Source organism: Mesorhizobium sp. M0701, from assembly GCF_040320365.1.
Classification (GTDB): domain Bacteria; phylum Pseudomonadota; class Alphaproteobacteria; order Rhizobiales; family Rhizobiaceae; genus Mesorhizobium.
Genome location: NZ_JAMYPO010000024.1, coordinates 29,300 through 42,341, shown reverse-complemented (window position 1 = coordinate 42,341; position 13,042 = coordinate 29,300). Strand labels below are relative to the sequence as shown.

The following is a 13,042-nucleotide window of genomic DNA, read 5'->3' as shown; positions in this document are numbered from 1 at the left end:
CGATCCTCTTGCCTGTGTTCGGGTCCGCCCGGTTTGGCTGTGTCGCAGCCTGCGTCCGAAAGGTTCACTTCTTCTTACCTGATGGTGCGTAGTTTATAATGTCCTGCGCGCGAAGCCAGCCCGGCTCGCCCCGCTTCATGCTCTGCTGCGCCCGCATGGCGAAGATTTTCGCATTCTTGTAGTCGCCGGAATAGAAATGCCCTTCGGCGGTTGCAAGCTCGGCGGCCGGGATGTTGCCGAGTTCCCCGTAAGCCTGTGCCAGATAGCGGTATCCGGCGGCGTTTTCGCGATCCCGTCCGAGGCCGGTGTTGATCTGCGCCACCGCCTTCTTCAGCGAATCCTGCGTGCCGATCGCCATCAGCGCCTGGCCGTAAGAGACCGGCAGCAGCCCCGATCGCGCCGGATCGAGGCTGACCGACTTGGCATAGGCGTCCGCCGCATCCTTCGGCCGGTTCGCCTTCATCAGGATGTCGCCGCGTAATTCCTGGAAATAGGGATTTTTCGGCTGTTCCTTGATCAACGCGTTGGTCTTGGTGAGCGCCGACGCCAGATTGCCGAACAGATAGGTCATCTGCGCGTCGCCATAGCGTGAGGCGACGCTGCCGGGGTTCTTGCGCATCAATCGCGACGCCGCCGCCTGGCCCTGCATGTAGGCGGCGATCTTTATGCGCATCATGTCGTGGCGCTGCTGCAGTGCCGGCGGGTCCACCTTGTCGACGTAAGGGCTCTGCTTCACCAGCACTTCGAGATTGGCGATACGCTCCTGCGGCATCGGATGGCTGATCCTGTAGGGATCGACTTGCGCGCCCGAGAGCGACAATGCGTTCTGGAAGCGGCCAAACGTCTTCAGCATGCCCATGCCGGACTGGCCGGTTGCATTGAGATAGGTGATCGCCGAACGGTCGGCGGTCATCTCTTCGGTGCGCTGATAAGCAAGGATACTGCGTTGCGCCATCTCGCCGCCGCCGGCCACCACGCCCATGCCGGCGCCGGCGAGACCGCGGCTGTTGCTGGTGGCGCCGGCCACCATGGCGCCGGCGCCAAGCAGCGTCGCCAGGATCGCCATCGTCTTGGCGCGCTCGAGCTGTTCTCGCAATTTCTGCTGGTGTCCGCCGGCGATATGGCCGGCCTCGTGGGCAATGACGCCAATGATCTCGTTGGGCGTTTCGGCCGTCATCAGCGCGCCGGTGTTGATGAACAGGCGGCGGCCGGCAACAAAGGCGTTGAAGCTCTGGTCGTTGACCAGCACGATGTTGATGGCGTCGCCCGACAAGCCCGCCGCCTTGAAGATCGGCCGCGCGTAATCGCGCACCAGCGCCTCGATCTCGGCATCGCGCACAACCGGCACATTCTGCGCAAAGGCATTGACCGAGCCGGCCATGGCGACCACCGCGGCAAGCGAAAGCGTCGCGAGGGCGCGCGCTGTCCTGGCGATCGTCGATTTGGGTCGGCTCAACATGGCAGGTCCACTGGTAGACGAGTGGGCGAAGGATGAAAAGTCGGCAGCCTAAACTTACCGAACTTGTGATCCCCACACCAATCGGGCATTTGTGCGGCGCGGCCAGCATGGCCGGCACGTGCGGACAAATGTGGTGGATTGAAAAATGGTTGTTTCGCTTTCGCGCCGCGGCGCGGTCGAACCGTTCCATGCCATGGACATCCTGGCCGAGGCGAATCGGCTGAAAGCCAAGGGCCTGCCGGTCGTTTCTATGGCCGTCGGCCAGCCTTCCGATCCGGCGCCGGCCGGGGTTCGCGAAGCGGCCGCCAATGCCTTGAAAGCAGGCCGCATCGGCTATACCGACGCGCTGGGCCTCGCCGGTCTGCGCAAGGCGATCGCGGCGCATTATGGCGAGCACTACGGGCTTGACGTTTCGCCCGAGCGGATAGCCGTCACCACCGGATCGTCGGCTGCCTTCAACCTTGCTTTCCTGGCAATGTTCGATCCAGGCGACCGCGTCGCCATCGCTGCGCCCGGCTATCCTGCCTATCGCAACATCATGGCCGCGCTCGGCATCGACATCGCCGAGATCGAGTTGGACGGCGCCGCCTATCTGCATGCCGAGCACCTGCAAGCCGCGCATCGCGAAAAACCGCTGAAGGGCGTGCTGTTCGCCAGCCCGGCCAACCCGACCGGCGCGGTCATTCCCGCCGGCGATCTCGAGGCGCTGGTCAAAACGGCGCAAGAGCTCGGGATCGCCGTCATCTCGGACGAAATCTATCACCGGCTGGCCTATGCGGCGCCCGACACGACGGCGCTTGCTTTCGGCGCGGATGTGACGGTGATCAATTCCTTCTCGAAATATTATTGCATGACCGGCTGGCGCATCGGCTGGATGGTGCTGCCGCAGGAACTGGTGCGGCCAGTCGAGCGCATCGCCCAGAGCCTCTACATCTCGCCGCCCGAACTGTCCCAGATTGCCGCGATCGAGGCATTCAAGGCGACGCCAGAGCTGGAAGCGGTGAAGGCGCGCTATGCCTGGAACCGCGAGCTCCTGATGCAACGCCTGCCGGAGCTCGGCTTTGCTTTGGCCGCGCCCATGGACGGCGCGTTCTACGCCTTCTGCGACGTCACCAGGCACACCAATGACAGCATGGCGTTTGCACGCCGGATGCTTGCCGAGGCGCATGTGGCGGCGACGCCGGGCCGCGATTTCGACCCGCTGCAAGGCCATCGCACGATGCGCTTTTCCTACGCCGGCAGCCACGACGACATGGTCGAGGCGATGGCGCGTATCGAACGCTGGCTGAAGTAGCGGGGGCGACGATGCTGGAGTTTGATCAGGCGCCCCAACTCGAACATGCGTTGCGCGAGGTCGCTGCCGAAATGGCGGAGCGTACCGATCGCGGCGACGTCGCCAGCTATATCCCCCAGCTCGGCAAGATCGATCCGAAAAAATTCGGCATTGCCGCGGTGACCAATGACGGCCGCATGCTGACCGCAGGCGATGCCGACGAGGTATTTTCGATCCAGAGCATCTCAAAGGTGTTCACGCTGACGCTGGCGCTCGGCAATGTCGGCGACGCGCTGTGGCAGCGGGTTGGGCGCGAACCTTCGGGCAATCCATTCAACTCGATCGTCCAGCTCGAGCACGAGAACGGCATTCCGCGCAATCCATTCATCAATGCCGGCGCCATCGTGGTCTCGGACATCCTGCTTGCCGGTCATCAGCCGCGCGAGGCGATCGGCGAGATCCTGCGCTTCATCCAGTTCCTGGCCGATGACGACACCATCATCATCGACCGCGAGGTCGCGGCGTCCGAACGCGCCACCGGCTTTCGCAATTTCGCGCTTGCCAATTACATGAAATCGTTCGGTAATCTCAATCACGCGCCGGAACTGGCGCTGGGCGTCTATTTCCACCATTGCGCTATCGCCATGAGTTGCCGGCAACTGGCCCTGGCCGGCCGCTTCCTTGCCAATGGCGGCAAGAACCCGGCGACCGGGCATTCCGTCGTCTCGGCAGAGCGCGCCCGCCGCATCGGCGCGATGATGCTGACCTGCGGCCACTATGACGGCTCCGGCGACTTCGCTTTCCGCGTCGGCATTCCCGGCAAGAGCGGCGTTGGCGGCGGCATATTGGGGATCGTGCCGGGCGTCGCCTCGCTTGCCGTCTGGTCCCCTGGCCTTAATGCCAACGGCAATTCCAGGCTGGGCTCGATCGCGTTGGAAAAACTGGCGAAGACGATGAACTGGTCGATCTTCGCGCCATAAGCATTTTGCAGCCAAATGGAATCATTTGGCGTCCGCACAAATGCGGCAAAACAAACAGTTAGAGCGGAATGCCCCATTCAATTTGAATGCATTCCGCTCTGGTGCCTGTCGCCTCGAATTGGGACAAAAAATCCCGCGCAGCCGATCGGCAGCGCGGGATTTTTTTTAATCAGAAAATCTGGCTAATGCACGGAAAAGCTTAGAAAAAGCCCTTCCGTTGCCACCAGCCGGCACGCTTCGGCTTGTCCTCGGCCTTTGCTTCCTCGGTCTTTGCCTCGTCGGGGACGATCGAGGAGACGACCGGCACGACCGGAGCATCCACCGGTGCGGGTTTGCGCCGCGATGGCCGGGCCTTCGGCGTTTCCTTGGCAGCCGCCGCTTCAGTCTCCTGCGAAGCCGGCGCAGCGGTCTCGCCGGAAGCCACGGAGGCGGCCTCGGCAGCCGATGTCTCGGCGCCCGCAATCTCGGCAACTGCTTCCGCCGCAACCTTCTTCGGCTTGGCGGCACGGCGCGGCTTCTTCGGCTTTTCGGCGCTCGGCATGTCGTCGTTCGCCGGAGCGAGCACCGCAAGCTCTTCGGCCGGCGGCGCACCTTCCGGCTCGCCGGTTACGGGCTCTGCTTCCGACACGGCACCTTCCGTCATGGCGGCTGGCTCGCCGGGGGCAGCTTCCAAGCCGTCCTCGCCGTCCTCACGGCGATTGCGCTTGCCGCCGCGCTTGCCGCGCCGGCGCTTCTTGCCGTGACCGTCGTCCGCCGCTTCCGCCGTTTCGGCAACACCGGCCGGCGTTTCACGTTCCGCTTCGGCGCCTTGATCGCCGGCGGCTACGAAGGCATCGTCTATCGGCGCCGAAACGGAAGCACCTTCCACAGCAGCGCCATGCTCGCGATCGCCATGTTCGCGTTCCCCGTGTTCACGATCCCCGTGTTCACGATCCTTGCCGCCGCGCCGTCTGCGGCGCTTGCGGCGCTTGCGATCGCGGCCTTCGCCGTCCTCGCCGGACCTTGGCTGCTGCGGCTGCTGGGCAGGGCGTGGCTGCTCGGCCTGCACCGGCGCCTCGTCTTCCTCTTCGATGACGATCTCGTCCTCGGGTTCTTCCGGCTCGACATAGGCCGGGAACGTGCGCGCCTCGACAAAGCCTTCCGGCTTTTCGGCCAGCGCGCCGCGGAAGATGGCATAGTGTTGTGCACCGACCGCGTCATCGGCTTCGATGGTGATGGTAACGCCGAAGCGGTGCTCGAATTCCACCAGCGTGCCGCGCTTGTGATTGAGCACATAGAGCGCGGTCGCCGCCGGCGTCCGCACCGTGATGTGGCTGCGCGAATCCTTGAGCAGGAATTCCTCGATTGCCCGCACCACCATCAGCGCGACCGACGAATCGGAGCGCACATGGCCTGTGCCGCCGCAATGCGGGCAAGGCTTCATGGTCGATTCCAGCACGCTGGCACGGATGCGCTGGCGCGACATCTCCATCAGGCCGAAATGCGAGATGCGGCCGACCTGGATGCGGGCACGATCGTTCTTGAGGTGATCCTTCAGCCGCTTCTCGACGGAGCGGTTGTTGCGGTTCTCCTCCATATCGATGAAGTCGATGACGATGAGGCCGGCGAGATCGCGCAGCCTCAATTGCCGGGCGACTTCCTCGGCGGCTTCCAGATTGGTGTGAAGTGCGGTGTCCTCGATCGAGTGCTCCTTGGTGGAACGGCCCGAATTGACGTCGATGGCGACCAGCGCTTCCGTCTGGTTGATGATGATGTAGCCGCCGCTCTTCAGCGTCACCTGCGGCTGCAGCATGCGGTCGAGCTGCGCTTCGATGCCGTTGCGCACAAAGATCGGCGTCGTGTCGCGGAACGGCTGAACCACCTTGGCGTGGCTCGGCATCAGCATGCGCATGAAGTCCTTGGCCTCGCGGTAGCCTTCTTCGCCGGAAACCAGGATCTCGTCGATATCCTTGTTGTAGAGGTCGCGCACCGAGCGCTTGATCAGGCTGCCTTCCTCGTAAACCAGGGCAGGGGCCGTCGATTGCAGCGTCAGATTGCGGACGTTTTCCCAAAGCCGCATCAAATATTCGTAGTCGCGCTTGATCTCTGCCTTGGTGCGGCTTTCGCCTGCCGTACGCAGGATGACACCCATGCCTTGCGGCACTTCGAGATCGGCGACCACTTCCTTCAGCCGCTTGCGGTCCTGCGCATTGGTGATCTTGCGCGAAATACCGCCGCCGCGTGCCGTGTTCGGCATCAGCACCGAATAGCGGCCGGCCAGTGAAAGGTAGGTGGTCAGCGCCGCGCCCTTGTTGCCGCGCTCTTCCTTGACGACCTGCACCAGCAGGATCTGCCGGCGCTTGATCACTTCCTGGATCTTGTACTGGCGGCGCACCGGCTTGCGGCGGTTGCGTACTTCTTCGAGCGCGTCTTCAGCGCCGACCGATTCGATCTCGTGATCGTCCGGATGCGAGGATTGCACCTCCTCCAGCATGCCGCGATCATTGTCTTCGGACGTCGCTTCGCCGCTTGTCTCGGCCCCGCTTGTCTCGACTTGTGGGACGGCTTCGGAGATTACGTCGGCATCGACGCTGGCAGCGATGGAACTCGATCCGCCTTCGGAAGGCTCGGTCTCGCCGCTATCGGCGACTTCTTCACTCTGCCCGGCGGCATCCTCGCTCTGTCCGGCAGTGTCGGACGTGGTGTTGTCGGCAACGGCATCCAGCTTTTCTGCGACGGCACCTTCGCCGTTCTCGCCATTCTCACCGTCGGCCGCGCCTGCCTCGCGCCTGTGCTCGCCGCGGTCGCGGCTCTTGCCGCCGCGCCGGCGTCCGCGCTTGCCACGGTCGCGGCTCTGGCGGTCCTCGCCTTCGGCGGCTTCCTCGTCCTCTTCGTCCTGGGCTTCCTGTGCTTCCGCACGCAGCAGCGCCTGACGGTCGGCGACCGGAATCTGGTAGTAGTCGGGGTGTATTTCACTGAAGGCGAGGAAACCGTGACGGTTGCCGCCGTATTCGACAAAGGCTGCCTGGAGGGAAGGTTCGACGCGCGTTACGCGGGCGAGATAGATATTTCCTTTGAGCTGCTTCTTGTCCTGGGATTCAAAGTCGAATTCTTCAATACGGTTACCGCGAACGACGACAACGCGTGTTTCCTCCGGGTGGGAGGCGTCTATCAGCATTTTGTTTGGCATTATTTCGTTTCCTCCCGGCAGCCGTCGGCCGCAGCTTGCAGGACACTGCCCGCTGCCGTGGACCTGGAACATGGGTGCCGGACAATTGAACGTCCGCCGGCCGCTGCCTGAGCGCCATGGCGGTGCCGCCCGCAGCCGTAGTGGCGCGGTTTGTTGCGGACCTTTCCATGATTGCGCTTGAAGCCATCGTCACCAGCAGAACCTTTTGAACCAAAGCCCGGAAAAAACCGGACCAGCTTGTTTGCTCATACAGAGCCGGCACGGGACAATCCCGGCCGTTTTGCTCACGCAGGCGATTCCCCCGCCACGGGAGCACGCCTGCGAAAATCGTCGCGATCACCGATGCCTTCTTCGCCTGAAGCGAAAGGAGCCGTCTTGCGTCTGACCTGTAGCAGGAAGCTGCGGAGGAGGACGGTTCCAGGATTGCAGTGATCCACCATCGCTTTTATGATTTGGCGGGTTGGAAGGCAACCCCGATTCCCGATGCCGGCAAAAAGCCGTTCCGCAGCGGAAGCCCCGGTCCCAAACCTTCCATGAAAAGGCTTGGTTAACCTTCTCTGGATACCAATCGTTAATCGAGTTCGCGGCCTGCCAGAACTTTGACAAGCAATAAGGCACTTCGACAAGCGATCGGGCATGACGCCAACGGGAGCGATTGGTAGAAAGATGGGACTGGCAGGCTTCGCAGACAAGGGCCGTCATCATGGAGGCTGGTTGTTCCGCACCGCCTGTCTGCTGCCGCTGATCCTGGCTTGCCTGGTCTTTTCGCCGCTTTCGCGTGCTGCCGACGTACCGCTCGGCGCCACAAGCTACAAGATGGCCGGCGATGCCACCAAGATGCGCATCGTCATCAATTTCGACCGCGAACCCGACATCAAATGGTTCCTGCTGCGCGGCCCCAATCGTCTGGTCATCGATCTCCCGGCCACCAGATTTGCCCTCAATGCCAAGGATGTGAAGCCGCGCGGCCTTGTCCGCACGGTGCGTTACGGCGAGCTCGGCGAGGGGAAATCGCGGCTGATTCTCACCGGCAAGGGACCGTTCGCCGTCGACAATCTCGATGTGCTCAAGAACGATGACGGCAACGGCTACCGCATCGCCATCGACATGTCGGCGGCATCGCAGCGGGAATTCGACGCAGCGCTCGCCAATCAGGCGCTGACCACCGGTTCGACGGTCTCCGCCGACAAGGCCGGCAGGGTCGGTACCGGCCCGGTCTCCAATCCGGGCCATCGTTTCACCGTCGTCATCGATCCCGGCCATGGCGGCATCGACGGCGGCGCCGAGGGCCTGAACGGTACGGTCGAGAAGAACGTGACGCTCGCCTTTGCCGTGGAACTGCGCGACAAGCTCGCCGCCAGCGGCAAATACGACGTGTTCCTGACGCGCGAAACGGACGAGTTCCTGCGGCTCGACGACCGCGTGCGCATTGCCCGCCAGCATGAGGCCGACCTGCTCATCTCGATCCATGCTGACACGATCAGCCTCAAGGGCATTCGCGGCGCAACCGTCTACACCGTGTCCGACAAGGCTTCCGACCCGCAGGCGCAGGCGCTTGCCGACCGTGAAAATCTTTCCGACCAGTTCGCCGGCATGGAGATCAAGGACGACAGCAAGGAAGTGACCGATATCCTGATCGACCTGATCCGCCGCGAGACGCATAATTTTTCGATGAGCTTCGCCCATACTCTCGTCGGCCAGCTTTCCACCAGCGTCGGTCTGATCAACAACCCGCAGCGTTCTGCCGGCTTCAAGGTGCTGAAGGCGCCGGACGTTCCATCCGTGCTGGTCGAACTCGGCTATCTGTCGAACGCCAAGGACGAAGCGCAGTTGCTCAGCGCCGATTGGCGCAACAAGGCGACCCAGAGCATAACCAACGCCGTTGCCCTGTTTGCTTCGGCCAAGAGCGGAACGGGGGCCGGAGGCTGAAATGTCCGCCGGCGCCCACAACCTGAAGCAGCGTTGCACGGCGACAACACCCTGTGCTTTTATTTCCGGCATTCGAAACCGAAATTCCACGCTGCCGTATTTTGCCCACATGGTCGCGACATGGATTTTGCGATTACGGTTTGGGATCGTCCCGAAAGCTTGCGTGAAGGGCGGCTTCGTTTAGGAAATTCCCGAACCAAGGACTGGAGCGGGTATGATTCGTCTCATTGGCTATTTCTTCGGCATCGGCACGACGCTGGCCCTTTTGGTCGCGGCGGGCATGGCGATCTATATCGGCCATTTGTCGAAGGACCTGCCCGATTACGAGGTGCTGGCCAAATACGAGCCGCCGGTGACGACCCGCATCCACGCGTCGGATGGCGCGCTGATGGCCGAATATGCGCGTGAGCGGCGGCTTTATCTGCCGATTCAGGCGATCCCGGACCGTGTCAAGGCGGCCTTCCTGTCGGCCGAGGACAAGAATTTTTACAATCACCCCGGCATCGACGTGACCGGCCTTGGCCGGGCCATTGTCGTCAACCTGCAGAATGTTGGCTCGGGAAAGCGCCAGGTCGGCGCCTCGACGATTACCCAGCAGGTGGCGAAGAACTTCCTGTTGTCTTCAGACCAGACCTACGAGCGCAAGATCAAGGAGATGATCCTCGCCTTCCGCATCGAGCAGGCCTACTCGAAGGATCGCATTCTCGAGCTCTATCTCAACGAGATTTTCTTCGGCTTTGGCGCCTATGGCGTCGCCGGTGCTGCGCTAACCTATTTCGACAAATCGGTGAACGAGCTCACCGTGGCCGAAGCCGCCTATCTCGCCTCTCTGCCGAAGGGGCCGAACAACTACCATCCCTTCAAGCATGCCGATCGCGCCTTGGAGCGCCGCAACTGGGTCATCGACCAGATGGTCGAGAACGGTTACGTCACGCATGAGGAAGGCGAGAAGGCCAAGGCCGAGCCGCTCGGCGTCACGCCGCGCCGCACCGGCAACTATCTCTTCGCCGGGGAGTATTTCACCGAGGAAGTGCGTCGCCAGATCATCGCGCGCTATGGCGAGAATGCGCTCTACGAGGGCGGGCTTTCCGTCCGCACGACGCTCGATCCGAAGATGCAGCTGATTGCCCGCAAGGCCATGCAGAACGGACTTATGAAGTTCGACACGCTGCGCGGCTACCGCGGGCCGGTCACGAGCATCGACGTTTCCGGCGACTGGGGTGTGCCGCTGGGCAACGTCAAGCGGTTGGAGGACGTGCCGGAATGGTTGCTCGCCGTCGTGCTCGACAGCTCGGCCACCGGCCTGTCCATCGGCCTGCAGCCGACGCGCCAGATCTCCGGCGAAATCGTCAAGGACCGCGTCGAAGGCACCGTCAGCAAGGAAGACATGAGCTTCGCCATGCGCCACGTGGTCGACGGCAGGACCGTCAAGGCGAAGTCGCCCGCCGACGTGCTGAAGCCGGGCGACGTGATTTTCGTGCAGAAGAACGACGGCTCGGACAACAGCTACAGCTTGCGCCAGGTTCCCGAGGTGGAAGGCGGCCTGATCGCCATGGACCCGCATACCGGACGCGTCCTGGCCATGGTCGGCGGTTTCTCCTACGCGCAGTCGGAGTTCAACCGGGCGACGCAGGCCATGCGCCAGCCGGGATCGTCGTTCAAGCCGATCGTCTATTCCGCCGCCCTCGACAATGGCTATACGCCCGCCTCGGTGATCATGGACGGGCCGATCACCATCCAGAGCGGCAACACGACCTGGACGCCCAAGAACTACGACGGAACGGTGGCCGGCCCAGCGACCTTGCGTTCCGGCATCGAAAAATCACGCAACCTGATGACGGTGCGGCTTGCCAACGACATGGGCATGAAGCTGGTCGTGGAATATGCCGAGCGTTTCGGCGTCTACGACCACCTGGCGCCGTATCTGCCGATGGCGCTGGGATCCGGCGAGACGACGGTGATGCGCATGGTGTCGGCCTATTCGATCATGGCCAATGGCGGCAAGTCGATCAAGCCATCGCTGATCGACCGCATCCAGGACCGCTACGGCAAGACCGTCTTTAGGCAGGACGAACGCGGCTGCTCGAACTGCAATGCCGCCGAGTGGCAGGACCAGCCAGAGCCGGAGCTGGTCGACAACTCCGAGCAGGTGCTCGATCCGATGACCGCCTACCAGATCACATCGATGATGGAGGGCGTCGTGCAACGCGGTACCGGCGCCACCATCAACGAGCTTGGCCGTCACATCGCCGGCAAGACCGGAACGACCAACGATGAAAAGGATGCCTGGTTCATCGGCTATACGCCGAACCTCGTTGTCGGCCTCTATATGGGCTACGATCAGCCGAAAGGTCTTGGCAAGGGCGCGACCGGCGGCGGCCTTGCCGCGCCGATCTTCAAGGATTTCATGCGCCTGGCGCTGGATGGCACGCCCAATGTCGACTTCAAGGTTCCGGAAGGCATGAAGCTGATTGCGATCAATCGCAAGACCGGCATGCGGGCCAATGCGGGCGACGCCGGAACCATCATCGAAGCCTTCAAACCGGGTACCGGTCCCGCCGACAGCTACTGGGTGATCGGCATGGGTGCGGACGGCTCCAACGCCACCGGCGGGGCGCTGTCGCCGCAGGCCAACCAGGCCATCCAGTCCGGCGGCGGCGGGCTCTACTGACAATCGCTACATCGGGTCGGGCCGGCTTGACGATGATGGTCGAGCCGGTCCATTCCGCTTTACAGGGGCCGGTACATTACAGGGGCCGGCGCTTTACAGGGGACCGTGCCGTCCCTATGTATCGCGCCACCAAACCGCCATCCAGCAACAGGACAGAACAGCCAGCCATGCGCGCGGAAACGCAAAACATTGTCGACGAGATCAGGCAGGCAATCACCCTGCTGAGGAGGCATCTTTGACTGGGACCAAGCCATAAAGCGGCTTGAGTACCTGAACGTCCGTGCCGAGGATTCGAGCCTCTGGAACGAGCCGCTGGAAGCGCAAAAGCTGATGCGCGAGCGTCAGGGCCTCGAGGAAGGCATTGCCGCGGTCAAAGGCCTCACCCAGGCCCTGGAAGACAATATCGGCCTGATCGAGCTTGGCGAGGAAGAGGGCGACGAGGGCGTCATCGCGGAGGCCGAAGCGGCGATCCGCTCGATGCGCGGCGAGGCCAAGGCGCGCCAGATCGAAACGCTGTTGTCGGGCGAGGCGGACGCCAACGATAGCTATCTGGAAGTTCATGCCGGCGCCGGCGGCACCGAAAGCCAGGACTGGGCCTCGATGCTTCTGCGCATGTATACGCGCTGGGCAGAGCGTCGCCGCTTCAAGGTCGAGGTGCTGGAGGTGCATGACGGCGAAGAGGCCGGCATCAAATCCGCCACGCTGCTGATCAAGGGCCACAACGCCTATGGCTGGCTGAAGACGGAATCCGGCGTGCATCGTCTCGTGCGGATTTCGCCCTATGACAGCAATGCGCGCCGCCACACCTCCTTCGCCAGCGTCTGGGTCTATCCCGTCATCGACGATACGATCGACATCGACGTTTCCGAATCCGACGTCCGTATCGACACGTATCGTTCCTCGGGATCGGGCGGCCAGCACGTCAACACCACCGATTCGGCCGTGCGCATCACCCATCTCGCCACCGGCATCGCGGTCGCCTGCCAGGCCGAGCGCTCCCAGCACAAGAACAAGGCCAAGGCCTGGGAAATGCTGCGCTCGCGGCTTTACGAGGAAGAGCTGAAGAAGCGCGAAGCGGTGGCGAACGCCACGGAAGCGTCGAAGAGCGATATCGGCTGGGGCCACCAGATACGGTCCTACGTGCTGCAGCCCTATCAGTTGGTGAAAGATCTGCGCACCGGTGTCGAGAGCACCAGCCCGTCGAGCGTGCTCGACGGCGACCTCGATGATTTCATGGAGGCCTCGCTCTCGCAGCGGATCGAGGGTGGCGCCGGTGAAACGGTGGCCGATATCGACTAAGGCCGCCGGCACCAATCCGGCTGTATGTGGGTTCATCACGCGAGAGTTACGGCCATCGTGCGAGAGTGACGAGCTCTCAATTTGCACCTACCTGTCGTTCTACAACTTTGTTTTTCGTAGAGTTTTTCAAAATCGATTTCGGCTTTTGACGCGGATGCCTCGGGCCTGCCGGTGCCAAGCCTGGAACCAGCGCGAGCCAAATCCCGTTATTGGCGATCCCGCTGCCGGGGTTGACCAGGTTTCGTCAATCAGGACGGCAGGT

General features: G+C 62.7%; 7 protein-coding genes. 5 read left to right on the top strand and 2 right to left on the bottom strand.

All coding sequences use genetic code 11. The features are described from left to right. Positions 1-64: 64 nt before the first annotated feature. A complete protein-coding gene (locus NKI24_RS21540) occupies positions 65-1,459 on the bottom strand; it encodes a M48 family metalloprotease (protein ID WP_352748111.1) in 1,395 nt (464 codons plus the stop codon). Between the two features lie 145 nt (positions 1,460-1,604). Between NKI24_RS21540 and NKI24_RS21535 the strand changes: the two genes are divergently transcribed. Both NKI24_RS21535 and NKI24_RS21530 read left to right on the top strand, forming a co-directional pair. Next, on the top strand, positions 1,605-2,753 hold the full coding sequence (locus NKI24_RS21535) for a pyridoxal phosphate-dependent aminotransferase (protein ID WP_023674827.1): 1,149 nt from the start codon (positions 1,605-1,607) through the stop codon (positions 2,751-2,753). Positions 2,754-2,764: 11 nt separating this feature from the next. Then, entirely contained in the window at positions 2,765-3,712 is a 948-nt protein-coding gene (locus NKI24_RS21530; protein WP_352748108.1) for a glutaminase, read from the top strand. 199 nt (positions 3,713-3,911) lie between these two features. Here NKI24_RS21530 and NKI24_RS21525 read toward each other — a convergent pair whose 3' ends face one another. Beyond that, complete coding sequence (locus NKI24_RS21525) at positions 3,912-6,881, bottom strand: Rne/Rng family ribonuclease (protein ID WP_352748106.1); 2,970 nt, start codon at positions 6,879-6,881, stop codon at positions 3,912-3,914. A gap of 666 nt (positions 6,882-7,547) precedes the next feature. On the opposite strand from NKI24_RS21525, the gene NKI24_RS21520 reads away from it, so the two are divergent. The 3 genes from NKI24_RS21520 (at position 7,548) to prfB (ending at position 12,780) form a co-directional block, all read left to right on the top strand. Beyond that, the gene (locus NKI24_RS21520; RefSeq protein ID WP_352746813.1) at positions 7,548-8,810 is read left to right on the top strand and encodes an N-acetylmuramoyl-L-alanine amidase; all 1,263 of its coding nucleotides are present in this window, start codon (positions 7,548-7,550) and stop codon (positions 8,808-8,810) included. Positions 8,811-9,024: 214 nt separating this feature from the next. After that, the gene (locus tag NKI24_RS21515) at positions 9,025-11,481 is read left to right on the top strand and encodes a penicillin-binding protein 1A (RefSeq protein WP_352748104.1); all 2,457 of its coding nucleotides are present in this window, start codon (positions 9,025-9,027) and stop codon (positions 11,479-11,481) included. A gap of 167 nt (positions 11,482-11,648) precedes the next feature. After that, a protein-coding gene (prfB, locus tag NKI24_RS21510) for a peptide chain release factor 2 (protein WP_352451084.1) occupies positions 11,649-12,780 on the top strand; the annotation gives its coding sequence in 2 pieces (ribosomal slippage) (positions 11,649-11,714 and positions 11,716-12,780; 1,131 coding nt in all). Positions 12,781-13,042 lie beyond the last annotated feature (262 nt).

Coding starts and splice junctions, on each gene's coding strand:
- NKI24_RS21540 (WP_352748111.1), bottom strand. CDS start 1,459: ATGTTGAGCCGACCCAAATCGACGATCGCCAGGACAGCGCGCGCCCTC.
- NKI24_RS21535 (WP_023674827.1), top strand. CDS start 1,605: ATGGTTGTTTCGCTTTCGCGCCGCGGCGCGGTCGAACCGTTCCATGCC.
- NKI24_RS21530 (WP_352748108.1), top strand. CDS start 2,765: ATGCTGGAGTTTGATCAGGCGCCCCAACTCGAACATGCGTTGCGCGAG.
- NKI24_RS21525 (WP_352748106.1), bottom strand. CDS start 6,881: ATGCCAAACAAAATGCTGATAGACGCCTCCCACCCGGAGGAAACACGC.
- NKI24_RS21520 (WP_352746813.1), top strand. CDS start 7,548: ATGGGACTGGCAGGCTTCGCAGACAAGGGCCGTCATCATGGAGGCTGG.
- NKI24_RS21515 (WP_352748104.1), top strand. CDS start 9,025: ATGATTCGTCTCATTGGCTATTTCTTCGGCATCGGCACGACGCTGGCC.